Consider the following 23772-nt stretch of genomic DNA (forward strand, 5'->3'; position numbering starts at 1 on the left):
CGAGCTTACGAACAACAAGATCAGCCGCTACGTCACGGCTTCACCTCCTGCTCTGCTGGGCGCACGAAAAAGGTTCAGTGCAGCAGGAGCCAGAACTCAAAACACGGGGTGGAGAGAGCGAGTTCCACCTCAGAGCCCGCCTTCACAAGCAGCGCCTCGGTCAGCTTGGGGTCGAGTTCCGTATCGAGAATGCACCACACCTCGTCATCCTCGTCGTAATCATCGATGCGCAGCCGCCGCTTGGCTTCTGCAACAACGCCGAGATGGTCGACCTTAGGATTGATCACATCAAGCACTGGCCCGCCACGGGTTCGCATCCCGACGAAGTAGCCTCTCTCTGTCTCACCTTCACAAACGATAAGGAAGCGCTTGCGTTCGAGGCGAGTACCGAAGTGGCGACGTTCCAGAGACGATCTTCTCATAATCGAGGAACGACGTGAGACCTTGCTATCTCTAGGACGCTGGGGAGACATGTTTGAACTCTACACGTGTGGCGAGCGCCGCCGCGAAGAGTTCATCGTCCAAATCAGGTACAGCGCCGTATCGACCCGTTAGATAACGACGTTCCCTGTTGTCTTCTTTGCGCGGTTTGAAGTCCGTCAACGGGAAGAGCTGTGTACCGCCATCTTCTCCCTTCTCCGTGAACCAGATTTGGTCACGATCGAGTACATTCCGGCCTTGCACCCGACCAAGCAGAGCAGAGTCATGGCTAGCGAAGATGAGTTGGGCGCCACGTGGATTCGTGGCGGGGTCCTGAAATAGATGAATCAGCCTTGCGCTCAGATAGGTATGCAGGCTGGCATCCAATTCGTCCGCAAGGAGAACGCTTCCGGATTGCAACACAGGAAGCACCGACATGGCGAGATAGAACATCTGCCGTGTCCCTTCAGACTCGTCTCGAAGAGTAAGAGCGAACTCCCCCGAACCACATTTGTGCCGGAACAACAGCTTAGTGTCGCGCGGCGGCGTGCGATCCGCTCCGAGTCTCTGCCTCTGGGCCACCCTTACCGCAAATTCCTCGTCGGTCTCCTCTGTGATCTCGAAGTCGGCGATGCCCGTGTCCGCAGCGCGCATAAGACTCGCTATGCGGTCCTGAAGTTCGGCGATTCCGAGAGATCGTTGCAACTCATAGAGGTCTCCCAGTCGCGAACCGAGAACACCTTTCCCCACATTGACCGGCGACCGAAATCGTTGAGCGGCAAACCAGGAGTAGACCGGTTGCAGCATTTGCTGACGCGCCCGCCCACCTACCGACAACAGCAGCACATTCGGCTCTACGAGCTCCTCAAGCGCCTTGATCGAATCAGGAGTCGTTGTTCCATAGGTGAAGCCCTCGGGACCTCGTTCGAAGATCTTTCTCTCGCGTTTGCGTGGATAGCTGTAAAGCCACTCTTCCACGACGGCGTCGTCGTCCACAGCGAACCCATATGTGTAGCGAACGTCGTCGATCGACAAATCCACCACATAAACCGAAGGCTCATTGATATCAAGCGCGAATGGATTGCGCCTCAGTCCTGCTCCTGGCTCATTTTCACGAAACGACCATCTGACAACATATGCCATATATCTGATCGCGTCGAGTACATTTGACTTGCCAGATGCGTTCGGCCCGAATACCGCGGCAACCGTGACCGCCTGCCACTCGGGGTCACGGGCATCCTGTTCACCGTAGGGAGACGTCAGCAGGAGCTGCTGCTCCTGCCTCAAGGATCGATGGTTCGCCGTGCGGAAACTCAGCAACATGCGGGATGACGCTCCCTCCAGGGCGGAGCTTCAGCCTACATCCTGCAGAATAGCCGCACGATGGAAAATGAGCCATGGCCGTGCCAAGCCTGTGCGGCACCCATTGCCGCGCTCAGCCCTTGGGCGGACCAGCACCAGGACCATGCGTACGCTGGAGATCGGAGTGGCCTACCCCCACCCGCGATGCACGGGCCGCCGGTTGAGTGGCGTTTTCGGTGAAACGGACAGTCCTGCACCTTTGATCCTCTCGGGATGAGGGTTCATCGGCGCGATCATCCTGGTAGCGGGCTTCGATCTGCGGTTCGGCCAGGAGGTCTCGGTATGGCGGATGAGGACATATGACGGTGTTCACCTGCGGGGGCTGCGACAACGCGCTGACCGCACCAGTGTCGCAGGTCGCGTTACCGCCGCTCGTCCACGCCTACCAGGGATGCGAACGTGGATGGATCGCCCCGCTCCTCGAACCTGGCACGTTCGCGGTGGACCCGGAACCGGCCGGCCCACCGTGGCGGGCGTGGGAGGAGATCGACACGGCGGAGGCCGAAGCTCGCGGCATATACGCGCCGACGTCCTACCTGCCGGACGGCCCATCCGGAGCCATCTGCATCGCGCCCGGCGACATCCGCGGCACCGTCCTGATCCCCGAGCGATGCGACGCCTCCTGCTGGGGTCTGTACGGCGCGGACGGCCCGAATCTGGTCTGTACACAATGCGGGCACGCTGTCGCCACGCGCGTCGATCACTGCGGCCACTGGCAGGTGATCTGGCTGGACCCGCGAGCCGTCCATCGGACCGGTGGCGACGACGACGTGATCGGCTGGGAGGAATTACGCCAGGCGGTGGAGCCCGTGCCGCCCGTCGAGCCGTCCGGAAGGTGGAGCCCGCTGTGGGAGGCGGCGGCAGGAGCGGCGCTGGCGCACCTCCTGGCGGTGAGTGAGGGACACCGCGTGATCATGCCCGACGGCCCCATCGCCCAGGTCTTCCGCCAGACGCTCGACGTCCTGCTCCCATCAGGCCCATCGTCGTGGACCCTGGGCCTGGACGGCCCGGGCCTGTCCACCGATGCCGACATCGCACTGGTCCCCCAGCATCCCCAGACCGCCGAGACCTGGCCGCGCGGCACCGGGGCCGCGGTGCCGCTGCCCGCCGAGGTCTGGACGCATCTGGCCGCCCACGACGACCGGCGGCTTCTCCTCGCGATCGGCAGCCTGCCGTACGGTGTGCGCCGCGACGATCCGCCACCGCCGCTGCCAGACCAGTTCCGCCCCGATGAAAGGGTGTTCATCCACACGCTCGCCCGACTGCCCGCCGTCCGACAGCCCTGGCTCCGAGCGATCCACGAGCGCTTCGCCCGCACCCACTGATTTCCGAGCTATTGAGCTCCTGCCTCCATGGAGAAATCGGTCCCTCTGATCAGGGTTCGCAGGCCGCAAGCGAAAGCCTGATCACCGAGAAGGGCCCCACCTCCGTGGACGGCCGCCAGCAAGGTCGGCATCGTGGCCGGGTCCGGAAGGTCAGGAGACGACACGGCCGGGCTTGACAGGGCATCAGGTTGCGACTGTTCCTGCAGCACGAACCCATTGACGTAGTAGGTCACGGTCGTGATCGTGTGTAGTGCCAGCGCCGGAGTGAAGCCGTGGGCCGTCATGACCGCCAGCTCCGCTTCGAACGACTTCACCGCCTCCGGGCTCAGCCGGCGGGCGGTGGCCACGATGCGCGCGCCGTCGCGGTGGGCCAGCAGCGCCGCACGGTAGGCGTTCGCGCGGCGGCACAGCCAGTCCTGCCAGGACTCGCCCTCGCGCGGCGGTCCCATTCCCGCCGCCTGGATGATCGCGTCGGCCATCTCGTCGAGCAGTTCCTGCTTGGTGCGAATGTGCCAGTACAGCGCGGGCGAGCGGTCGTGACGCTGGAGGCGCTGGCCGCGTCGCCGTCCTCGTTCACCGGCACGGTCGTCTTCGAACCGCCGTCGCTGACCGGCACGCCCCTGGGCGGAAAGGACGGCGAGATCACCAGGTACGCCCGCACCGCCATCGCGGCAGGCAGACCGGTCAAGGCCATGGCCTTGCGACCGCAGCCCGTCCCACCTCACCGAACGCCTCGACGCCCTGGCCCGCGCGATGCCGGCGGCCGATCGCGTGACCATGCGCGGCCACGACCACGGCGCCGACCTCAAGTCCTCGGGCACCGTCGCCCGCGTCATCGAGACCCTCGCCGAGAAGCCACACCTCCGGGACGGCTGATCAGCGGAAAGCGGCGCGGTACGACTTCGGGGTCACGCCGGTGACGCGTTTGAAGCGCTCGCGAAAGGCGGTGGGTGAGCCGAAGCCCGTCCGGGTGGCGATCCGTTCGACGCCGTCGTCGGTGGTCTCCAGCAGGTGCTGGGCGCGGCGGACCCTGGCGCGCAGCAGCCACTGCAGCGGGGTGGTGCCGGTCTGTTCGCGGAAGCGGCGGCTGAAGGTGCGTTCGGCGAGGCCGGCGCGTCCGGCCATGTCGGCCAGGGTGATCTCGCGGGCGAGGTCCTCCTCGATCCAGGAGAGTACGGGCTCCAGCAGGGAACCCTGTGGGGCCGGGGGCAGGGAGTGGGCGATGAACTGGGCCTGGCCGCCCTCGCGTTCCAGGGGGACCACCGACATGCGGGCGGATTCGGCGGCGACGGCCGAGCCGAAGTCGCGGCGGATGATGTGCAGGCACAGGTCGGTTCCGGCGGCGGCTCCGGCAGAGGTCAGGATCTGGCCGTTGTCCACGTAGAGCACATCCGGCCGTACATCGACGCGCGGGTGCAGCTCGGCGAACCGGGCGGCGGCGGCCCAGTGGGTGGTGGCGCGCAGGCCGTCCAGGAGCCCGGCCGCCGCGAGGACGAACGCGCCCGCGCAGATGGAGACGATTCGGGTGCCCGCGTCGGCCGCCGCGCGCAACGCGTCGAGGATCTCGAACCCCGGAGGGGCGGCGTGCTCGGAACAGCCGGGGACGACGATGGTGTCGGCCTCGCGCAGCGCCGCCAGGCCGTGCGGGGCGACCAGCGCGAACGGACCGGCGTCCACCTGGGGCGCCGCCGCGCAGACCAGGACCCGGTACGGCCTGCGCCCCCCGGCCAGCCTCGCCCGCCCGAACACCTCTATCGGGGTCGCCAGGTCCGCCGCCACCACATGATCCAACGCCAGGACCGCCACCGTGTGCATGCCCACACGCTAGGCGAGAACCCGTTGGAAGTTGTCATTCCGGCCACTGTGGCGGCAAGGACGGCCCGGCCTAGCCTGGCGCTGCCCCCGCTCCCCGCCCCCACAGAACGGATCATCATGTCCATACTTCTTCCGATCCTGATCGGGCTGGCCGCCGTCGCGGTGCTGTCGCTGATTCCCGAGCCGCACCGGCGGCCGTTCAACGCCGTCCTGGTCGGGGGCGCGGGCGCCGCCTACCTGAGCGGGGGCGGGCTCGGCCCGTGGGAGTTCGTGCTGCCGACGGTCATGACCTACATCGCATACCGGGGCCTGACGAGCTGGACGTTCATCGGCGTCGGCTGGCTGCTTCACACGGCGTGGGACGTGCTGCATCACTTGCAGGGCAGCCCGATCATCCCGTTCGCCGGCGACTCGTCGTTCGGTTGCGCGGTCTGCGACCCGGTGATCGCACTGTGGTGCCTGATGGGTGGGCCCCCGATCTTCCGGCGCCGAGCGGAGACGAGGGCGGCCGCCTGAGGGTTGCTCTACGACCTGTAGAGTTCATCGCGACCGAACAGAACGACAAAAGGGTGGAACGTGCTGCGCTGGTTTCGGGTTCTCGCCGTGGCGGAGGCTTGTTCGTGGGCCGGGCTTCTGGTGGGGATGTTCTTCAAGTACATAGCCGAGACCGGTGACCTCGGGGTGAAGGTGTTCGGGCCGATCCACGGCGCGCTGTTCGTGCTGTACGCGGCCGGGGTCGTGCTCGGCGCGCGGGAGGCCGGATGGAGCCGGGGCGCGGTGGTGCTCGGCCTGGCTTCGGCGATCCCCCCGTTCACCTCGCTGTGGTTCGAGCGGCGGATGGCGGCGCGCACGCCGGTCCGCCGTCCCGCCTGATCAGCCGCAGGCGGCTCAGAACGGGAACGACCGGGCGTCGTCCCTTACGGTGATCCACTGGAGTTCGCAGAACTCCTCGGCGGCGAAGCCGAGGCCGAAGCGGCCCCAGCCGCTGTCCTTGAGGCCGCCGAACGGCATCTGCGGCTCGTCGTTGACGGGCTGGTCGTTGACGTGCACGATGCCCGCCTCCAGCCGCGCGGCCAGGCGCAGGCCGCGAGCGCTGTCACCGGTGATGATGGAGGCGGCCAGGCCGAGATCGGAGCGGTTGGCGCGGGCGACGGCCTGCTCGGCGGAGTCGACCACCTCGACGACCACGACGGGGCCGAAGGTCTCGCTCTGGGCGATCTCGGCGTCGTCGGGCACGTCGGTGAGCACCGTGGCCGGGTAGCACGGCGGCACCGGCTCGCCGCCCGCAAGGACGCGGGCGCCGAGGCCGATCGCCTCCTTGACGCGCCGGTCGAGCAGCGCCAGAGCCCATTCGTTGATCACCGGCCCGACCACGGTGGCCGGGTCGGACGGGTCTCCGGTGGGCAGTGCCGCCGCCCTGGCCGCGAACCGTTCCATGAACGCCCCGGCGAGCGGGCGCTCGACGTAGACGCGCCTGGCGCACATGCACACCTGGCCCTGGTGGACGAACGCGCCGTAGACGGCGGCGTCCACGGCGTAGTCGAGGTCGGCGTCGGCGGCCACGATCAGCGGGTTCTGCCCGCTGAGCTGGAGCACCACCCGTTTGAGGTGACGGCCCGCCTTCTCGGCGAGACGCCTGCCGGTGGCGGTCGAGCCGGTGAAGTTGATCCGCTTGACCAGCGGGCTGACGAGCATCGCGTCGCCCACGCCGTTCGCCTCGCCGGGCGCGTGGGTGACCACGTTGAGCGCCCCGGCGGGCAGCCCGGCCTCCTGGAAGATCTCCGCCCACAGCGCTCCCCCGGTGTACGGGGACTCCTCCGACGGCTTGAGCACCACGGTGTTGCCGAGCGCGAGCGGCCCGACGATCGCGCGCCCGGCCAGGGTGAGGGAGGCGTTCCACGGCGCTATCGCGCCGGTCACGCCCACGGGCCGCCGTACGGCCATGGCCCGGGTGCCCTCGATGTCGGACGGCAGCAGCTCCCCCGCCGGCCGGTAGGCGAGCTGCGCCGCCTGGCGCAGCAGGTTGAGCGTGAAGCCGACCTGTACGGCGCCGAAGTGCCGCCCGCAGCCGGTCTCTGCGGCGAGCGCGGCGAGGATCTCGTCGCGGCGGCCCTCCACGACGTCGGCCGCGCGCAGGAAGATCATCTGCCGTTCGGCGGGCAGTGCGCGGGCCCAGCCGCCGAACGCCTCGTGCGCGGCGGCGATGGCCCGCTCGGCGTCTTCGGCGTCTCCGGCGGCGACCTCGCCGAGCACCTCCCCCGACCACGGCGACCGGTTCGGGTAGCTGCGCCCGTTGCCGCCGGGAACCCACTCGCCGCCGATGAAATGACCGGAGAGCCGGTCTCGCCAGGCGTGTACCGCTCCGGCCATGGGGCCCCCGATCCGTGCTCGCTCGCGGTGGTGCAGGGCAGCAGGGTGGCGTGAACGGGCCCGATCGTCAAAGTCGTTCGAATACCTCGAACGACAGGCACGTATTCTGGCACATGTGACTGATGCCTCCTCCCCACGGTCGCGCACCCGGGCGACGGCCGATTCCGCCTCCTTCTCGGTGTCGCTGGAGCGCGGCCTGCGCATCCTGTCGGCCTTCGGCGGCGACCGTTCCGTGCTCGGGATCGCCGACCTGGCGCGGGCCGTCGGGCTGAACAAGAGCACCACCTACCGCTATGTCGCGACGCTCGCCAAGCTGGAGTACATCCGGCAGGACCCGGAGACCAAGAAGTACTTCCTGGGCCCCCGGGTGATCGACCTCGGGTTCGCGGCGATCGACTCCATGGAGCTGACCAAGGTCGCCGGTCCGCTGCTCCAGGCGCTGGCCGACGAGACCGGGTTCACCGTGAGCATGGGGCTGTGCGACGGGCCCGACGTGGTCTACGTGGACCGCAGGCGCAGCGGTCGGCGCAGCCCCCTGGCCATGGACCTCAACCTGCACGTGGGCTCCAGGCTGCCGGCCTACTGCACGTCGATGGGCAAGGTGCTGCTGGCCTACAAGGACCCGGCGGCGCTGCGGCAGATCCTGGACCGCACCGAGATGGCCCGCCGGGGCCCGAAGACGATCACCAACCGGGAGCAGTTCCTCGCCGCGCTGGCCAAGGTGCGTCAGAGCGCGGTCGCGGTCAACGACGAGGAGCTCGCGCCGGGCCTGCGGTCGTTCGCGGCCCCGGTGCGCGACCGTTCCGGCGGGGTGGTCGCGGCGGTCAACGTGGCGGTGCACCTGACCATGTCGCCGACCAGCGTGGAGGCGCTGTCGGGCCGGGTCGAGCCGTCGCTCCGCCGCGCGGCGGCGGAGATCTCCCGGCGCCTGGGGTATCGCGGCTGATCTCCGCCCACCACGAACGGACGTTCCGGAATCACAGCTCGCGTTCGAACCAACGGAACCGAGTGTTGCTCTGCTGTTCATCGGATCGTACGGTCGGCTCAACTTCCCCCACCTGAAGCCCCGTACGGTTCCCCCCGGCCACGAGGCCGCCGGGCGGGACGGATCCCAGAGCGACGCGGCGTGTCCAGGACGACGACGTCTGCGCGCGCCGTATATACAAGGAGTTCAGCGTGAGCGACATCACCATCGGCGGCATGAACCGCCGTTCCTTCCTGGGGGCAGCCGCCGCCCTCGGCACCACCACTCTGGTGAGCGCCTGTGGCGGGCTGAAGGGGACGGGCGGCTCGTCGTCCGAGGTGCTCAAGATCGGTTACGTCAGCCCGCAGACCGGCCCGCTGGCCGGGTTCGCCACCGCCGACAACTTCGTGGTCAAGCAGATCCAGAACGCGGTGCGCAACGGCTTCACCGCGGGCGGCGTCAAGCGCCGGATCGAGATCGTCGTCAAGGACACCCAGTCGAACCCGAACCGGGCGACCGAGGTCACCCGCCAGCTCATCAACAGCGACAAGGTCGATCTCATCGTGGGGTCCTCAACCCCCGACACCACCAATCCGGTGGCCGACCAGTGCGAGGCCAACGGCATCCCGAACGTCACCACGATCGCCCCGTGGGAGGCGTGGTTCCACGGCCGCAACGGCAAGCCGGGTGAGGGCTTCAAGTACACGACCCTGTTCTTCTTCGGGATGCGGGAGTTCGCCGACTGCTTCTTCCCCATGTGGGAGCGCATGGACGTGTCCGGCAAGAACGTCGCGGCGCTGTGGCCCAACGACACCGACGCCAACGCCTTCCGCCAGGGCCTCGGCCCGATGATGAAGGAGGCCGGCTACACCGCGATCGACGGCGGCGCCTACCAGAACGGCGCGACCGACTTCACCGCGCAGATCGCGAAGTTCAAGCAGTCCGACGCCGAGCTGTTCACCTGCACGCCGATCCCGCCGGACTTCCAGACCTTCTGGAAGCAGGCCAAGCAGCAGGGCTTCAAGCCCAAGCTGGCCACCGTCGCCAAGGTCATGCTGTTCCCCTCGGAGGCCGAGGCGCTCGGGCGGCTCGCCGACAACATCGCCACCGACTTCTGGTGGAGCCCGGCGCACCCGTACAAGTCCATCCTGGACGGCAAGACCGCCAAGCAGCTCGCCGACGACTTCGCCGCCGAGAGCGGCAAGCAGTGGACCCAGGCGCTCGGCTCGGTCTACTCGCTCTTCGAGATCGCCATCCAGGCGTTCAAGGAGGCCGACGACCCCAAGGACCGCGACGAGGTGGCCGCCAAGCTGCGCGGCATGAAGATCAACTGCATGAGCGGGGACCTCGACTTCACCGCGGGCCCGCAGCCGGGCATCGCGCTGCAGCATCCGGTCGGCGGCCAGTGGCGTAAGGGCGAGAAGTTCCCGTGGGACGTCGTGATCGTGGACAACAGCGCCAACAAGGCGGTCCCCGTCGGCGGTGACCTGAAGCCCACGAACGCCTGATGACGACACCGCTGCTGCACCTGGACGGCATCTCCAAGAGCTTCGGCAAGGTGACCGTCGCCAGGAACCTGTCGCTTTCCGTGCGGCCGGGCGAGGCGCTCGGGATCGTGGGGCCGAACGGGGCCGGCAAGTCCAGCCTGTTCGCCATGGTCTCGGGTGATCTGCGCCCGGACGGCGGTTCCGTGTGGCTGGACGGCCGGGAGGTCACCGACGCCCGGCCGTACGCCAGGACCCGCGCCGGCATCGGCCGCACCTATCAGGTGCCACGGCCTTTCGAGCATCTGACCGTGTTCGAGAACGTGCTGGTCTGCGCCCACCAGGGCGCGGGCCTGAAAGGCCGTCAGGCCTGGACACAGGCCATGGACGTGCTGGAGCGCACCGGCCTGGCCGGCCTCGCCAACACCCCCGCCGGGCGGCTGACGCTGTTGCAGCGCAAGCGCCTGGAGGTGGCCCGCGCCGTGGGCACCGGCCCCCGGCTGCTGCTGCTGGACGAGGTCGCGGGCGGGCTCACCGAGCCGGAGGTGCTCGAACTGGTCTCGGTCGTGCGTCAGTTGCACGCCGAAGGTCTGAGCGTGGTGTGGATCGAGCACGTGGTGCACGCCCTGGTCAGGACCGTGAGCCGGATGATCTGCCTGGCGGGCGGCGACGTGGTCGCCGACGGCGCGCCCCGGCAGGTCCTGGCGGACCCGAAGGTGCGCGAGCTGTACCTGGGCTCCGGCCCGGAGACCGAACTGACCGACGCGGCCGACGCGGCCGACGCAGCCGACAAAGCCGGGGGGCCCGGCGACACCGAGGCGACCGGGGAGGAACGGGCATGACGCTGCTGTCGATCCGCGACCTGACCGTCCACCACGGGCAGTTGCGCGCGGTGGACGGCCTCAGCCTGGACATCGAGCAGGGCGAGGTGCTGGCCATCATCGGCGCGAACGGCGCGGGCAAGTCCACGCTGCTGCGCGCCCTGGCCGGGCTGAACCCGCCGACCTCCGGCTCCATCCACCTCGGCGGGCGGGACATCACCCGACTGCCCGCCCACCGGCGGGTGTCTGCCGGGATCGCCCTGGTCCCCGAGGGCCGCCGGCTGTTCCGCTCCCTGACGGTGGAGGAGAACCTGCTGACCGGCGCCTACCGCAAGCGTCCGGGGAACTGGACGCTCGCGGGCGTCTACGAGCTGTTCCCGTGGATGGCCGACCGGCGCGGGCAGAACGCCGCGCAGTTGTCGGGCGGGGAGCAGCAGGCGGTGGCCATCGGCCGGGCGCTGCTGTCCAACCCGGACCTGCTGCTGATCGACGAGCTGTCGCTGGGACTGGCCCCGGTGATCGTGCGCCGCATCTACGAGGTGCTGCCGGGCATCGTGGCGGCGGGCGCGACCGCGCTGATCGTCGAGCAGGACGTCTCGCAGGCCATGCGGATCGCCGACCGGGTGCACTGCCTGCTCGAAGGCCGCTCCGTCCTCGCGGGACGCCCGGGGACGCTGACCGCGGAGCAGGTCGAGCACGCCTACTTCGGCATCGGCGCTCCCGAAGGCCCCGAAGCGCCCGGCGTGACCGGCGCGACCGAAGGCCCCGGCGTGGCCGACGAACCACGAGAGGGACTGAACTGACATGGGGTGGTTGAACGCCCTCATTCAGGGGCTGCTGCTGGGCGGCCTCTACGCGCTGTTCGCGACCGGGCTGTCGCTGATGTTCGGCGTCATGCGGATCGTGAACCTGGCGCACGGCGACCTGGCGATCGTCGCGTCGTTCCTGGCGCTGGCCCTGGTCAGCGGAACGGGGCTGCCGCTGTGGGTCGTGATCGTGGTGACCGTGCCGCTGTTCGCGCTGCTGGGCTACCTGACCCAGCGGGTGCTGCTGCAGCGCAGCCTGTCGTCCGGGCCGCTGGCCACGCTGCTGGTCACGTTCGGCCTGTCCATCGTGATCCAGAACCTGCTGCTGGAGATCTTCTCCGCCGACACCCGCACCCTGGACGGCGGCTCGTTCGCGACCGGCTCGTTCGAGGTGAGCGGCGCGATCTCGATCGGCTACCTGTCGCTGGCGACGTTCCTGCTGGCCTGTGCCGCGCTGGTGGGCATCCAGCTCTTCCTGTCGCGCACCGGCCTGGGGCGGATGCTGCGCGCCAGCTCCGACGACCGTGAGACGGCGAACCTGATGGGGGCCGACAGCCGTCACGTGTACGGCATCGCGACCGCGATCGCGTTCGGGAGCGTCGCGCTGGCGGGCCTGATGTTCTCCATCCGCTCGTCGTTCGACCCGGCCATCGGCCCCTCGCGGCTGATCTTCGCGTTCGAGGCGGTCGTCATCGGCGGGCTCGGCTCGCTGTGGGGGACGCTGCTCGGCGGCATGGTGCTCGGGGTCACCCAGTCGCTCAGCGCGGAGGTCGATCCGGCGCTGACCTTGCTGGCCGGGCACCTGATCTTCCTCGCGGTGCTGGCCTTCCGGCCGCGGGGACTGCTCGCCGGGCGGACCGCATGACGATCTCCGAGATGGTGACCGCGCGCGCGGGCGAGGCCCTGCGGGTGAGCCGGGCGGCGCGGTCCTCGAAGCTGTCGGGCGTCAGCATGGGGGCGCTGGCCGCGATCCTCGCGGCGCTGCCGTTCCTGGTGTTCAGCTCGGTCACCGACACGCTGGTCAACCTGTTCGTGCTGATCGCGCTGGCGAGCATGTGGAACCTGCTGGCCGGGTTCGGCGGGCTGGTCTCGGTGGGCCAGCAGGCCTACATCGGGATCGGCGCGTACACCGTGATCGCGCTGGCCGATCTGGGCGTGCAGCCGTACCTGGCGGTGCCGCTGGCGGCGGTGACCTGCGCGGTGTTCGCGGTGCCGACCTCCTGGCTGGCCTTCCGGCTGCGCGGCGACTACTTCGCGGTCGGCACGTGGGTGATCGCGGAGGTGTACCGGCTGCTGGTGGTTCGGATCGACGCCGTCGGCGGCGGCAGCGGCAAGGGACTGACCGGGCTGTCCGGGATCGACCAGACCCTGCGCGGGGCGCTGACGTACTGGATCGCGCTGGCGCTGGCGCTGGCCACGATCGGCGGGTGCTACCTGCTGCTGCGCGGCCGGCTCGGGCTGTCGCTGATGGCGGTGCGCGACGAGGAGACCGCCGCCGGTTCGGCCGGGATCGACGTGCAGCGCGCCAAGCGGCTGGTCTACCTGGTCTCGGCGGCCGGGTGCGGCGCGGCGGGCGGGGTGATCACCGTCAGCTCGCTCAGCGTCAACCCGGACGCGATCTTCTCCATCCAGTGGTCGGCGTACATGATCTTCATCGTGGTGATCGGCGGCATCGGCTTCATCGAGGGCCCGCTGCTCGGCGCGCTGATCTTCTTCGGGCTGCAGCAGCTCCTGTCCGACTACGGCTCCTGGTACCTCGTGGTCCTGGGCGCGATCGGCATGCTGGTGGCGCTCCGGCTGCCGGGCGGGCTGTGGGGCCTGGTCCGCTCCCGCACCGGGCTGAGCCTGTTCCCCGTCGGATACCACGTGCGAAGAGGGGAGCCCGATGCCTGACCACGCCGAGACGGCCACGGCCGCGTCGGCCGCCATGGCGGACGGCGAGCTGTCGCCCGCCGAGCTGACCGAGCGGATGCTGGCCAGGATCGAGGCCACCGAGCCCGACCTGCACGCCTACGCCACCGTGACCGCCGACCAGGCCCGCGCCCAGGCCGCCGCGCTCACCAGAGAGCCGGCGCGTGGCATCCGGCGCGGCCCGCTGTACGGCGTCCCGATCGGGATCAAGGACCTGATCGACACGGCGGGCGTGCCCACCGCCTACGGATCGCCCAGGTTCAGTGGCCACGTGCCGGACCGGGACGCGAGTGCGGTCCGGAGCCTGCGCCGGGCCGGGGCGGTGATCCTCGGCAAGCACACCACGCACGAGCTGGCCTGGGGCGGGCGCACCGACAGCGCGTTCTTCGGCCCCACGCACAACCCCTACCGCCGGGGCCGTGTGCCCGGCGGTTCCTCCGGCGGCTCGGCGGCCTCCGTCGCGGCCGGGAGCTGCCTGGGCGCGCTGGGTTCGGACACCGCGGGCAGCGTGCGGATCCCCGCCGCGCTGAGCGGCTGCGTCGGGTTCAAACCGGGAAGGGGCCGGATCCCGCTGGACGGCGTGCTGCCGCTGGCGCCGTCCCTGGACCACCTCGGCGTGCTGGCCCGCACGGTGGACGACGCCGCGCTGCTGATCGGCGCGCTCGCCCCGGCGGCGCTGGAACGCACCGACGGCCCGCCCGGCGAGCCGCTCCGGGTGGGCTGGCTCGGCGGCTGGTACGACGCCGTGCTCGACCCCGGGGTGTGCGCGGCCCTGGCGTCCGCCCGCGCGCTGCTGGAGGATCAAGGGGTGCGAGTGGAGGACGTGATCGTCCCCGACGAGCCGCTGATGCCCGAGGCGGTGCTGGACCGGATCGTCCGCGAGGCGGGCACGTTCCACCGCGACGCGTTCGAGGCCGACCCCGCGCTGTTCGGCGCCGACATCGCCGAGCTGATGCGCATGCCGCCCGCGACCGCCGAGCGGATCGGGGAGCTGGAGGCCGCCGCCGGTCGCGTGACCGGCGCGCTGCGCGACGCCCTCCTTTCCTACGACGTGCTGATCGGGGCCACCGTGCCGATCCCGGCTCCGCGCATCGGCGCGATGACCGTCACGGTCGGCGACCGGGAGTGGCCGGTGGAGCTGCTGCTCACCCGGCTCACCTCGCCCTGCAACGCCGCCGGGCTGCCCGCGATCTCGCTGCCGGCCGGTCTGGCCGACGGCCTGCCCGTCGGGCTGCAGCTCATCGGCCCCGAGGGCCGCGACGACGTCGTGCTCGACGCGGCCCGCCTCGTCGAGGGCCTTCTCCCACCGCTGCCACGTCCCGTCCTCCCAGAAGGGAACCCCGCATGAAGGTGACCGCGGCCGTCGTCGACGAGGTCGGCGGGCCGTTCCGGATGGAGCGGCTCGACCTCGACGAGCCGGGCCCCGGCGAGGCGCTGGTCAAGATCGTCGCCGCCGGTGTCTGCCACACCGACGAGATCACCCGGCACGGCGACCTGCCGATGCCATTCCCCGGCGTGCTCGGACACGAGGGCGCGGGCGAGGTGGTGGCGGTCGGCGAGGGCGTCACCGCCGTGCGGCCGGGCGACCACGTGGTGATCGGCTGGCCGTCCTGCGGCACGTGCCGCAACTGCCGCGACGGCGAGCCCCGCTACTGCGCGCGGCTCGGCGAGGCGCTGTGCGGCGGCGGGCGGCTGCTCGGCCCCCGCGCCGGGCGGACCGCGCTGCGCCGCGAGGACGGCTCGCCGGTGCACAGCCACTTCTTCGGCCAGTCCTCGTTCGCCGACCACGCGCTCACCTGGGCCGACGCCTTGGTGGTGGTGCCCAAGGACGCTCCGCTCGACCTGCTCGGCCCGCTGGCCTGCGGCATCTCCACCGGAGCGGGGACGGTGTTCAACACCGTCAAGCCCGGCCCCGGTGCGTCGCTGGTCGTCTACGGCGTCGGCGCGGTCGGCCTGGCCGCCGTGATGGCCGCGCGGCTGTCCCCCGCCACCACCGTCATCGCGGTGGACCGGCACCCGGCCCGGCTCGCGCTCGCCCGCGAGTTCGGCGCGACCCACACCGTCGACGCCGCCGAGACCGACCCGGTGGCCGAGGTGCACCGCGTCTGCGGCGGCCCTGCCGACTACGCGCTGGAGTGCACCGGCGTCATCTCGGTCGTCCGGCAGGCGGCCGACAGCGTCGGCATGCTGGGCACCTGCGTGCTCGTCGGCGGCGCCCCGGCCGGGGCGGAGTTCGGCCTGGACCACCTGTCCACGCTCTGGGGTAAGAGGATCGTCGGGGCACTGGGCGGCGGCGGCCGGAGCGAGACTCTGATCGGCACCCTGGTGGAACTGCACCGGCAGGGCAGGTTCCCCTTCGACCGCCTGGTGCGCTTCTACGAGCAGGCCGAGATCGAGAAGGCTTTGGAGGCGAGCCGGCGGGGTGAAGTGATCAAGCCGGTCCTCCGGATGAACCACTGACCGAAGACCAAGGAAGTAGAGGAATCGCCGTGGCACTGCTCGACAGCGTCGACTGGCAGGGGAAGATCTTCAAGAACGGTGAGTGGACCGCCGGGCGGGGAGGCGACTACCCGGTCGTCGAGCCCGCCACCGGGGCGGAGCTCGGCCGGATGGGACTGGCGACGCCGGAGGACGTCGCCGAGGCCGGGGCCGTGGCCGCGCGGGCGCAGCGGGAGTGGGCGGCGCTGCCGTACACGGCGCGCGCCGCCGTGCTGCGCAGGGCGGGCGACCTTTGGCAGCGGCACGCCGAGGAGATCTCCGGGTGGAACGTCCGCGAGGTGGGCGCGGTCCCCGGCATGGCCGGATTCTCGCTGCACGTGGCGGCTGAGGAGTGCTACGAGGCGGCGTCCCTGCCCGGCCGCGCGATCGGCGAGGTGCTGCCGTCGGAGGAGCCCCGGCTGTCCATGGCCCGACGACTGCCCGCCGGGGTGGTCGCGGTGATCTCGCCGTTCAACGTGCCGATCATCCTGGGCATCCGCTCGGTGGCCCCGGCGCTGGCGCTGGGCAACGCGGTGATCCTCAAGCCGGACCCGCGCACCGCCGTCACCGGCGGCACCCTGATGGCCCGGATCTTCGAGGAGGCGGGCCTGCCGCCCGGCGTGCTGCAGATGCTGCCCGGCGGTCCCGACGTCGGCGAGGCCCTGATCACCGACCCGGTCGTCCGCGTCATCTCCTTCACCGGTTCCACGCCGGTCGGGCGGCGCATCGGCGAGCTGGCCGGCAAGCACCTCAAGCGGGCCCACCTGGAGCTGGGCGGCAACTCCGCGCTGCTCATCCTGGACGACGCCGACGTGGACGACGCGGTGAACCTGGCCGCCTGGGGCTCGTTCTTCCACCAGGGCCAGATCTGCATGACCACCGGCCGCCACCTGGTCGCCGACGGCCTGTACGACGACTTCGTCGAGCGCCTGGCCGCCAAGGCCGCCGCGCTGACGGTCGGCGACCCGGCGTCGGGGCAGGTCGCCCTCGGCCCGGTCATCGACGAGGGACAGCGCGGCAAGATCCACCGCCTGGTGACGGCCAGCGTCGAGCAGGGCGCCGGACTGGCCACGGGCGGCACCTACGACGGGCTCTTCTACCGGCCGACCGTGCTGGCCGACGTGCCGCTGACCGCGCCCGCCTTCGCCGAGGAGGTCTTCGGCCCGGTCGCCCCGATCACCCGCGTGTCCTCCGCCGAGCAGGCCGCCGAACTGGCCGCGGCCAGCGAGTACGGCCTGTCGCTCGGCATCGTGACCCGCGACGTGATGCACGGCCTGGCCGTCGCCGAGCGGATCCCCACCGGGATCGTGCACATCAACGACCAGACCGTGAACGACGAGGCCACCGCCCCCTTCGGCGGTGTCCGCGCGTCCGGCACCGGCTCCCGGTTCGGCGGCGCCGCCGCCAACATCGAGGCGTTCACCGAGACCCGCTGGATCACCATGCGCGGGGCGCCGCCGAAGTACCCGTTCTGACCGGCCTCATCCCGCCGTCACTCCACCTCCGCGACCGGCTCGGCGAACTGGGCGCTGTAGAGGCGGGCGTAGGCGCCGCCCAGGGCCAGCAGCGACTCGTGGGTGCCCTGTTCGACGATCCGGCCCTCCTCCATGACCAGGATCAGGCTGGCGTCGCGGATGGTGGACAGACGGTGGGCGATCACGAAGCTGGTGCGCCCCTCGCGCAGCGAGCTCATCGCCCGCTGGATGAGGACCTCGGTGCGGGTGTCGACCGAGCTGGTGGCCTCGTCCAGGATCAGGATCGCCGGTTCGGACAGGAACGCGCGGGCGATGGTGATCAACTGCTTCTCGCCCGCGCTGACCGAAGCGCCCTCCTCGTCGATCATCGTGTCGTAGCCGTCGGGGAGGGTGTGCGCGACGCGGTCCACGTGGGCCGCCGCCGCGGCGGCCTCGATCCGCTCGCGCGTCGCCCCCTGCGCGCCGTAGCCGATGTTCTCCGCGATCGTGCCGCCGAACAGCCAGGTGTCCTGGAGCACCATGCCGATGTTGCCGCGCAGTTCCTCCCTGGACATCCGGGCGATGTCCACGCCGTCCAGCGTGATCCGTCCGCCGGTCACCTCGTAGAACCGCATGACCAGGTTGACCAGTGTCGTCTTGCCCGCTCCCGTGGGGCCGACGATGGCGACGCTCTGACCTGGCTCCACGGTCAGCGACAGGTTCTCGATCAGCGGGCGGTCCGGGGCGTAACGGAACGACACGTTCTCGAACGCGACCCGGCCCCTGACCCGGTCGGGGCGCGCGGGCGCGGCGGGCTCGGCCGACTGCTCCTCGGCGTTGAGCAGCTCGAAGACCCGCTCGGCCGAGGCGACGCCGGACTGCACCAGGTTCGCCATGCCGGCCACCTGGGTCAGCGGCTGGCTGAACTGCCGCGTGTACTGCACGAACGCCTGCACGTCGCCCAGCGAGATCGAGCCGGAGGCCACCTTCAGCCCGCCGACCACGGCGACCAGCACGTAGTTGAGGTTGCCGATGAACATCATCGCGGGCTGGATGACGCCGGAGATGAACTGGGCGCGGAAGCCGGAGGTGAACAGCTCCCGGTTGTGCTCCTCGAAGGTCTCGGCGGCCTCCTGCTGCCTGCCGAAGACCTTGACCAGGGCGTGCCCGCCGTACATCTCCTCGATGTGGCCGTTGAGCTTGCCGGTCGCGGCCCACTGCTTGATGAACTGCGGCTGCGACCGCTTGCCGACGGCCGCCGTGACGAAGATCGTCATCGGCACGCTGACCAGCGCGATGAGCGCCAGCAGCGGCGAGATCGCCAGCATCATCACCAGCACCCCCACCAGCGTCAGCAGCGACGTGATGAGCTGGCTCATGGTCTGTTGCAGGGTCTGCGCGATGTTGTCGGTGTCGTTGGTGGCGCGGCTGAGGATCTCGCCGCGCGGCTGGCCGTCGAAGTAGCTGAGCGGCAGCCGGGCCAGCTTGGCCTCGATCCGCTCGCGCAGCCGGGCCGCGGCCCGCTGCACGATGATCGTGGTCAGCCGGAACTGGAACACGCCGAGCAGCGCGGCCAGCAGGTAGATGGCCGTCACCCAGGCCAGCACCGTGCCGAGCGCGGTGAAGTCGATGCCTTGGCCGGGGACCACGTCCATCGAAGAGACCATGTCGGCGAAGGTGTTCTGGCCGGAGGCGCGCAGGCCCGCCACGGCCTGTTCCTTGGTGGCCCCCTGCGGGAGGCGGGCGCCGATGATGCCGTCGAAGATCAGGTCGGTGGCCTGGCCGAGGATCCTGGGGCCGATCACGGTCAGCGCGACGCTGACCGCGCCGAGGATCAGCACGACGGTGAGCATGGCGCGCTCGGGACGCAGCAGCTGGAGCAGGCCGCGCAGCGTGCCGCGGAAGTCGAGGGCCTTCTCGGCGGGCCCGGACATCATCCGGCCGGGCCCGAAGCCGGGCTGGGGCCGGCGTGGGGGCGCCTGGGTGGTCACGCCGCGGCCTCCTGTTCGGTGAGCTGGGAGAGCACGATCTCCCGGTAGGTGGGGCAGGTGGTCATCAGGTCGGCGTGTCCGCCGCTGCCGACCACGCGGCCGTCGTCGAGCACCAGGATGCGGTCGGCGTCGCGGATGGTGTTCACCCGCTGGGCCACGATCACGATGGTGGCGTCGGCGGTCTCCTCGGCCAGCGCGGCGCGCAGGCGCGCGTCGGTGGCGTAGTCGAGCGCGGAGAACGAGTCGTCGAACAGGTAGATGCCGGGCCGGTGCACCAGGGTCCTGGCGATGGCCAGGCGCTGGCGCTGGCCGCCGGAGACGTTGGTGCCGCCCTGGGAGATCGGCTCGTCCAGGCCGCCGGGCATCGCCTCGACGAACTCCCTGGCCTGGGCGACTTCGAGGGCACGCCACAGCTCCTCGTCGGTGGCGTCCGGGTTGCCGTACCGCAGGTTGCTGGCGACGGTGCCGGAGAACAGGTACGGCGACTGCGGGACCAGGCCGACCGTGCGGGTGAGCGCCACGGGGTCGAGGTCGCGCACGTCGACGCCGTCCACGAGGACCTGGCCCGAGGTGGTGTCGAACAGCCGGGGAACGAGGTTGAGCAGCGTGGTCTTGCCGCTGCCGGTGCTGCCGATGATCGCGGTGGTACGGCCGGGCCGCGCCGTCAGGCTGACGTCGCACAGCACCGGCTCCTCGGCCCCGGGGTAACGGAAGTCCACGGACCGCAGTTCCAGCTCGCCGAGCCGCCGCTCCGGCGTGACGGGATTCTCCGGCGGGCGGACGGTCGGCTCGGTGTCCATGACCTCCTCGATCCGCTCGGCGCAGACCTCGGCGCGGGGGATCATCATGAACATGAACATCGCCATCATCACCGACATGAGGATCTGCATCAGGTAGGAGATGACCGCGGTGAGCGCGCCCACCTCCATGGCCCCGTCGGCGATGCGTTGGCCGCCGAACCAGACCACGGCCACGCTGGACAGGTTCACCACCAGCATGACGGCGGGGAACATCAGCGCCATCAGGCGTCCGACCCGCAGCGACACGTCGGCGAGCCGGTCGTTGGCCACGCCGAAGCGCTCCCGCTCGTGCTGTTCGCGGACGAACGCGCGGATGACCCGGATGCCGGTGATCTGCTCGCGCAGCACCTGGTTGATCCGGTCGATGCGCTCCTGCATGGCGCGGAAGAGCGGGCGCATCAGCCCCACGATCAGGCCGACGATGGCGATCAGGACGGGCAGCGCGACCAGCAGCAGCGACGACAGCGCGGCGTCCTGGCGCAGGGCCAGCACGATGCCGCCGACGCACATGATCGGCGCGGCCACCACCAGGGTGCACGTCATCAGCACGAGCATCTGGATCTGCTGCACGTCGTTGGTGGTCCGGGTGATCAGGGACGATGCGCCGAACCCGTTGACCTCCTGGGCGGAGAAGTCCTGCACCCGGCGGAAGATCGCGGCCCGCAGGTCGCGGCCCAGGGCCATCGAGGTCTGCGCGCCGTAGTAGACGGCCACGATCGAGCAGGCGATCTGGATCATCGTCACACCGAGCATCACCACGCCGACGCGCGCGATGTACCCGGTGTCGCCCTTGACGACGCCGTTGTCGATGATGTCGGCGTTGAGGGTCGGTAGGTAGAGCGTGGCCAGCGTCTGCACGAACTGGAAGACGACCACGATCGTGATCTCTTTCCGGTACGGCCTGAGCCTGGCCCGCAACAGGCGGAGCAGCATCAAGTATGGCTTTCTGTCGTGGGGGTGGGGGAAGGCCGCACGAGCAGCCCGTCGAGCAGCACGGAGACGATCTCGTCGTCCTCCATGTCTTCGAACCCGCCGTCGTCGAAGAGGCCGCGGTGCACGCTCACCATGATCACCATGAGCAGCAGGTGCGCGGCGGCCTGCGGGGAACGCCGCAGGCGGTCGCGGTCGGGATCGACCAGGTCGACGATGGCACCCTGGACCCGGCGCTGCGCCTCCATCATCCGCTCGGCGAATTCCCGGTCGTCGGCGGCGAACTCCCGGGGCGCGGCGAAGAGCTTGGCGTTCGCGATCATCCGGCCGCGCACCAGCTTGACCACCGCGCGCAGCCGATCGCGCAGTTCGAGTTCCGTACCGATGGCCGCCAATGCCTCCACCGTGGCGGTGGGATCGAACGCGCTCATCAGCGCCGCCCGCAGCAACGAGTTCTTGTCGGGGAAGACGCCGAAGATGGTGCCCTCGGCCACACCCGCGGCCTGGGCGATCTGGCGGGTGCTCACCGCGGTGCCGTGCTCGCGCATCAGGGGGAGCGTGGCGGCGATGAGCGCCGCCCGCCGATCTTCTGGCGCCAAGGCCGGCACCCGTCGCCTTCTGGGCATACGGGCAAGCCTACTGAGCGAGCACTCACTCGTTCAAATCGATATGGGAAAACATGAAACGGCGACAGGCCGGGCCTGCCGCCGTTTCGGTGAAGTCGCAGGTCAGTCGCGGGTCAGGCGAACTCGCACCGGACGGATCGTACGGTGGAGAGTCCGCCGTCCCAGGTCTCGCCCGGCACCAGGGTCTCCTCCGAGCAGGTCACCGTGCCGGAGCGCCATCATGATCTGGCCGGGCGGGGCTCGCGCGCGGCCGGAGGCGTCATCCGCCCGGGGGGCGCAGGTCGCCGATGCCGCCGTAGTCGCCGCCGGGGGTGACGACCGTGCCGGCCTTGCCGTCCAGGATGTCGGTCACGTCGGTGAGCGAGCCGATGGCCCCGAACCCGCCGGTGACCTCGACGAAGCGGCAGACCGCCTCCGCCTTCGGGCCCATCGAGCCGGGCGCGAAGGTCTCGCGCCGCAGGGACGCCGGGGTGGCCCGCGCGATCGGCTGTGGCGACGGCCCGCCGTAGCCGCGCATCACCGCGTGCACGTCGGTGAGCAGCAGCAGCGCGTCGGCGTCCAGCGCCTCGGCCAGCTTGGCGGCGGCGAGGTCCTTGTCGATGACCGCGTCCACCCCCTCCAGCTCCCCCGCCTCGTTGCGGACCACGGGCACCCCGCCGCCGCCCGCGCACACCACCACCGCGCCGAACGCGAGCAGTTCCCTGATGAGCCGGGTCTCGACCACCCGGTGCGGCTCGGGCGAGGGCACCACCCGGCGCCACCGGTCGCCGTCGGGGGCGAACGTCCATCCGTTGCGGCTCGCGAGCCCGCTCGCGACGTCCTGCTCGTAGACCGGCCCGACGAACTTGGTGGGGTTGGCGAAGGCCGGGTCGGCGGCCGAGACGAGGGTCTGGTTGATGAGGGCGGCCACCTGGCGCCCGGGCAGCGCGTTCTGCAGCGACTGCAGCAGCCAGTAGCCGATCATGCCCTGGGTCTGCGCGCCGAGCACGTCGAACGGATAGGGCGAGGTCAGGTCGGGGTTGGCCGCGCTCTCCAGGGCGAGCAGGCCCACCTGGGGCCCGTTGCCGTGGGTGACGACCAGTTCGTGCCGCTCGCCCAGCGGAGCGAGCGCGCGGACGGCCCGCGCCGTGTTCGCCCGCTGCGCGGCGGCGTCCGGGCGCTGCCCGCGTTCGAGCAGCGCGTTCCCGCCGAGGGCGATCACCAGTCGCATGGTCACCCGCCCAGGGTGGCCAGCAAAACGGCCTTGATCGTGTGCATTCGGTTCTCCGCCTGGTCGAAGACGATCGAGTGCGGGGACTCGAAGACCTCGTCGGTGACCTCCAGCGCCTCCATGCCGGTCCGGGCGAAGAGGTCGGCGCCGACCTTGGTCTTGCGGTCGTGGAAGGCGGGCAGGCAGTGCATGAACCGCACCCTGGGGTTGCCGGTGGCCCTGATCATGTCCATGTTCACCTGGTAGTCGCGCAGCAGCGCGATCCGCCGGTCCCAGGCGTCCGCGCCCTCGCCCATGGAGACCCACACGTCGGTGTAGAGATAGTCCACTCCTGACACTCCCGCCTCGACCTCTTCCGTATGCGTGAGGCGCGCTCCCGTCGTCTCCGCGATCCGGCGCGCCTCCTTGATCACCTCGTCGTGGTTCCACAGGGCCCGGGGGGCGACCATGCGGACGTCCATTCCCATCATGGCCCCTGCCACCAGCAGCGAGTTGCCCATGTTGTTGCGGCCGTCGCCGCAGTAGGCGAACGCGATCTCCGCGTCCGGGCGGTTCGTGTGCTCGCGCATGGTCAGCATGTCGCAGAGGGTCTGGGTGGGGTGCCACTCGTCCGTGAGACCGTTCCACACCGGCACGCCGGCCAGCCGTCCCAGGGTCTCCACGTTCTCGTGGGCGGAGCCCCGGTACTGGATGCCGTCGAACATGCGCCCGAGCACCCGCGCGGTGTCCTCGACGGACTCCTTGTGGCCGAGCTGCGAGCCCGCCGGGTCGAGGTAGGTGACGTGCGCGCCCTGGTCGTGCGCGGCGACCTCGAAGGCGCAGCGGGTGCGCGTGGAGGTCTTCTCGAAGACCAGGGCGATGTTCCGCCCGGTCAGCCGGGGCCGTTCGACACCGGTGTACTTGGCCCGTTTGAGTCCCTCCGCCAGATAGAGCAGGTGCTTCCACTCATCGGGGGTGAAGTCGAGTTCCTTGAGGAAGTTGCGGGCCGTCAGGTTGACGCTCATG

The 23772-nt window shown here is 70.3% G+C and carries 23 protein-coding genes; 13 read left to right on the top strand and 10 right to left on the bottom strand.

Going from position 1 to position 23772, the window contains the following annotated elements; translation table 11 throughout:
* Positions 1–74 precede the first annotated feature (74 nt).
* Positions 75–473: an RloB family protein gene (locus P3X83_RS30190; protein WP_346742762.1), complete on the bottom strand. Its 399-nt coding sequence runs from the start codon at positions 471–473 to the stop codon at positions 75–77.
* The gene (locus tag P3X83_RS30195; protein ID WP_277308672.1) at positions 454–1743 is read right to left on the bottom strand and encodes an ATP-binding protein; all 1290 of its coding nucleotides are present in this window, start codon (positions 1741–1743) and stop codon (positions 454–456) included. Before P3X83_RS30195 ends, P3X83_RS30190 begins: the two co-directional genes overlap by 20 nt.
* 338 nt (positions 1744–2081) lie before the next feature.
* On the opposite strand from P3X83_RS30195, the gene P3X83_RS30200 reads away from it, so the two are divergent.
* Entirely contained in the window at positions 2082–3107 is a 1026-nt protein-coding gene (locus P3X83_RS30200) for a hypothetical protein (protein ID WP_277308673.1), read from the top strand.
* Between the two features lie 8 nt (positions 3108–3115).
* Here the strand turns inward: P3X83_RS30200 and P3X83_RS30205 are convergent, their stop codons facing one another.
* Positions 3116–3832, bottom strand: coding sequence for a TetR/AcrR family transcriptional regulator C-terminal domain-containing protein (locus P3X83_RS30205; RefSeq protein WP_277308674.1), 717 nt, complete (start codon positions 3830–3832; stop codon positions 3116–3118).
* 28 nt (positions 3833–3860) lie between these two features.
* Between P3X83_RS30205 and P3X83_RS30210 the strand changes: the two genes are divergently transcribed.
* A complete protein-coding gene (locus tag P3X83_RS30210; RefSeq protein WP_277308675.1) occupies positions 3861–3983 on the top strand; it encodes a hypothetical protein in 123 nt (40 codons plus the stop codon).
* On the opposite strand, the gene P3X83_RS30215 is transcribed toward P3X83_RS30210, so the two are convergent.
* The gene (locus tag P3X83_RS30215) at positions 3984–4922 is read right to left on the bottom strand and encodes a helix-turn-helix domain-containing protein (protein WP_277308676.1); all 939 of its coding nucleotides are present in this window, start codon (positions 4920–4922) and stop codon (positions 3984–3986) included.
* Between the two features lie 117 nt (positions 4923–5039).
* Between P3X83_RS30215 and P3X83_RS30220 the strand changes: the two genes are divergently transcribed.
* Positions 5040–5438 (top strand): DUF6010 family protein, encoded by a 399-nt coding sequence (locus P3X83_RS30220; protein ID WP_277308677.1) that lies wholly within the window; start codon positions 5040–5042, stop codon positions 5436–5438.
* Between the two features lie 60 nt (positions 5439–5498).
* Positions 5499–5795, top strand: coding sequence for a DUF3817 domain-containing protein (locus tag P3X83_RS30225; protein ID WP_277308678.1), 297 nt, complete (start codon positions 5499–5501; stop codon positions 5793–5795).
* Between the two features lie 15 nt (positions 5796–5810).
* Here the strand turns inward: P3X83_RS30225 and P3X83_RS30230 are convergent, their stop codons facing one another.
* Positions 5811–7292: an aldehyde dehydrogenase family protein gene (locus P3X83_RS30230; protein WP_277308679.1), complete on the bottom strand. Its 1482-nt coding sequence runs from the start codon at positions 7290–7292 to the stop codon at positions 5811–5813.
* 115 nt (positions 7293–7407) lie between these two features.
* On the opposite strand from P3X83_RS30230, the gene P3X83_RS30235 reads away from it, so the two are divergent.
* The 9 genes from P3X83_RS30235 to P3X83_RS30275 all read left to right on the top strand — a co-directional run bounded on the left by P3X83_RS30235 (position 7408) and on the right by P3X83_RS30275 (position 17231).
* On the top strand, positions 7408–8238 hold the full coding sequence (locus P3X83_RS30235) for an IclR family transcriptional regulator C-terminal domain-containing protein (RefSeq protein WP_277308680.1): 831 nt from the start codon (positions 7408–7410) through the stop codon (positions 8236–8238).
* Positions 8239–8468: 230 nt separating this feature from the next.
* Positions 8469–9764 carry an ABC transporter substrate-binding protein gene (locus P3X83_RS30240; RefSeq protein WP_277308681.1) on the top strand — a complete coding sequence of 432 codons (1296 nt, stop codon included), beginning with the start codon at positions 8469–8471 and terminating at the stop codon, positions 9762–9764.
* Positions 9764–10582, top strand: a complete 819-nt coding sequence (locus P3X83_RS30245) for an ABC transporter ATP-binding protein (RefSeq protein WP_277308682.1) — start codon at positions 9764–9766, stop codon at positions 10580–10582. Before P3X83_RS30240 ends, P3X83_RS30245 begins: the two co-directional genes overlap by 1 nt.
* Positions 10579–11364: an ABC transporter ATP-binding protein gene (locus P3X83_RS30250; protein WP_277308683.1), complete on the top strand. Its 786-nt coding sequence runs from the start codon at positions 10579–10581 to the stop codon at positions 11362–11364. Before P3X83_RS30245 ends, P3X83_RS30250 begins: the two co-directional genes overlap by 4 nt.
* 1 nt (position 11365) lies before the next feature.
* Positions 11366–12232: a branched-chain amino acid ABC transporter permease gene (locus P3X83_RS30255; RefSeq protein WP_277308684.1), complete on the top strand. Its 867-nt coding sequence runs from the start codon at positions 11366–11368 to the stop codon at positions 12230–12232.
* A complete protein-coding gene (locus tag P3X83_RS30260; RefSeq protein ID WP_277308685.1) occupies positions 12229–13260 on the top strand; it encodes a branched-chain amino acid ABC transporter permease in 1032 nt (343 codons plus the stop codon). The genes P3X83_RS30255 and P3X83_RS30260 overlap by 4 nt, the downstream gene beginning before the upstream one ends.
* A complete protein-coding gene (locus P3X83_RS30265) occupies positions 13253–14626 on the top strand; it encodes an amidase (protein WP_277308686.1) in 1374 nt (457 codons plus the stop codon). Before P3X83_RS30260 ends, P3X83_RS30265 begins: the two co-directional genes overlap by 8 nt.
* Positions 14623–15738, top strand: coding sequence for an NAD(P)-dependent alcohol dehydrogenase (locus P3X83_RS30270; protein ID WP_277308687.1), 1116 nt, complete (start codon positions 14623–14625; stop codon positions 15736–15738). The genes P3X83_RS30265 and P3X83_RS30270 overlap by 4 nt, the downstream gene beginning before the upstream one ends.
* A 29-nt stretch (positions 15739–15767) precedes the next feature.
* Positions 15768–17231: an aldehyde dehydrogenase family protein gene (locus P3X83_RS30275; RefSeq protein WP_277308688.1), complete on the top strand. Its 1464-nt coding sequence runs from the start codon at positions 15768–15770 to the stop codon at positions 17229–17231.
* A gap of 17 nt (positions 17232–17248) precedes the next feature.
* Here P3X83_RS30275 and P3X83_RS30280 read toward each other — a convergent pair whose 3' ends face one another.
* From P3X83_RS30280 to argF, 5 genes are all read right to left on the bottom strand, one after another.
* Positions 17249–19201 carry an ABC transporter ATP-binding protein gene (locus tag P3X83_RS30280; RefSeq protein ID WP_346742763.1) on the bottom strand — a complete coding sequence of 651 codons (1953 nt, stop codon included), beginning with the start codon at positions 19199–19201 and terminating at the stop codon, positions 17249–17251.
* A complete protein-coding gene (locus tag P3X83_RS30285) occupies positions 19198–20934 on the bottom strand; it encodes an ABC transporter ATP-binding protein (protein WP_277308689.1) in 1737 nt (578 codons plus the stop codon). Before P3X83_RS30285 ends, P3X83_RS30280 begins: the two co-directional genes overlap by 4 nt.
* On the bottom strand, positions 20934–21530 hold the full coding sequence (locus P3X83_RS30290; RefSeq protein ID WP_277308690.1) for a TetR/AcrR family transcriptional regulator: 597 nt from the start codon (positions 21528–21530) through the stop codon (positions 20934–20936). The genes P3X83_RS30285 and P3X83_RS30290 overlap by 1 nt, the downstream gene beginning before the upstream one ends.
* 286 nt (positions 21531–21816) lie before the next feature.
* The gene (locus P3X83_RS30295) at positions 21817–22767 is read right to left on the bottom strand and encodes a carbamate kinase (RefSeq protein WP_277308813.1); all 951 of its coding nucleotides are present in this window, start codon (positions 22765–22767) and stop codon (positions 21817–21819) included.
* Between the two features lie 2 nt (positions 22768–22769).
* Positions 22770–23771, bottom strand: a complete 1002-nt coding sequence (argF, locus tag P3X83_RS30300) for an ornithine carbamoyltransferase (RefSeq protein ID WP_277308691.1) — start codon at positions 23769–23771, stop codon at positions 22770–22772.
* Position 23772 lies beyond the last annotated feature (1 nt).

Source organism: Spongiactinospora sp. TRM90649, assembly GCF_029382225.1.
Classification (GTDB): Bacteria; Actinomycetota; Actinomycetes; order Streptosporangiales; family Streptosporangiaceae; genus Spongiactinospora.

Excerpts from the sequence above, each read along its gene's own strand:
- P3X83_RS30190 (WP_346742762.1), bottom strand. The coding sequence starts at position 473 with ATGTCTCCCCAGCGTCCTAGAGATAGCAAGGTCTCACGTCGTTCCTCG.
- P3X83_RS30195 (WP_277308672.1), bottom strand. The coding sequence starts at position 1,743 with ATGTTGCTGAGTTTCCGCACGGCGAACCATCGATCCTTGAGGCAGGAG.
- P3X83_RS30200 (WP_277308673.1), top strand. The coding sequence starts at position 2,082 with ATGACGGTGTTCACCTGCGGGGGCTGCGACAACGCGCTGACCGCACCA.
- P3X83_RS30210 (WP_277308675.1), top strand. The coding sequence starts at position 3,861 with ATGCCGGCGGCCGATCGCGTGACCATGCGCGGCCACGACCACGGCGCC.
- P3X83_RS30215 (WP_277308676.1), bottom strand. The coding sequence starts at position 4,922 with ATGCACACGGTGGCGGTCCTGGCGTTGGATCATGTGGTGGCGGCGGAC.
- P3X83_RS30220 (WP_277308677.1), top strand. The coding sequence starts at position 5,040 with ATGTCCATACTTCTTCCGATCCTGATCGGGCTGGCCGCCGTCGCGGTG.
- P3X83_RS30230 (WP_277308679.1), bottom strand. The coding sequence starts at position 7,292 with ATGGCCGGAGCGGTACACGCCTGGCGAGACCGGCTCTCCGGTCATTTC.
- P3X83_RS30245 (WP_277308682.1), top strand. The coding sequence starts at position 9,764 with ATGACGACACCGCTGCTGCACCTGGACGGCATCTCCAAGAGCTTCGGC.
- P3X83_RS30250 (WP_277308683.1), top strand. The coding sequence starts at position 10,579 with ATGACGCTGCTGTCGATCCGCGACCTGACCGTCCACCACGGGCAGTTG.
- P3X83_RS30255 (WP_277308684.1), top strand. The coding sequence starts at position 11,366 with ATGGGGTGGTTGAACGCCCTCATTCAGGGGCTGCTGCTGGGCGGCCTC.
- P3X83_RS30260 (WP_277308685.1), top strand. The coding sequence starts at position 12,229 with ATGACGATCTCCGAGATGGTGACCGCGCGCGCGGGCGAGGCCCTGCGG.
- P3X83_RS30265 (WP_277308686.1), top strand. The coding sequence starts at position 13,253 with ATGCCTGACCACGCCGAGACGGCCACGGCCGCGTCGGCCGCCATGGCG.
- P3X83_RS30270 (WP_277308687.1), top strand. The coding sequence starts at position 14,623 with ATGAAGGTGACCGCGGCCGTCGTCGACGAGGTCGGCGGGCCGTTCCGG.
- P3X83_RS30285 (WP_277308689.1), bottom strand. The coding sequence starts at position 20,934 with ATGCTGCTCCGCCTGTTGCGGGCCAGGCTCAGGCCGTACCGGAAAGAG.
- P3X83_RS30295 (WP_277308813.1), bottom strand. The coding sequence starts at position 22,767 with ATGCGACTGGTGATCGCCCTCGGCGGGAACGCGCTGCTCGAACGCGGG.
- argF (WP_277308691.1), bottom strand. The coding sequence starts at position 23,771 with ATGAGCGTCAACCTGACGGCCCGCAACTTCCTCAAGGAACTCGACTTC.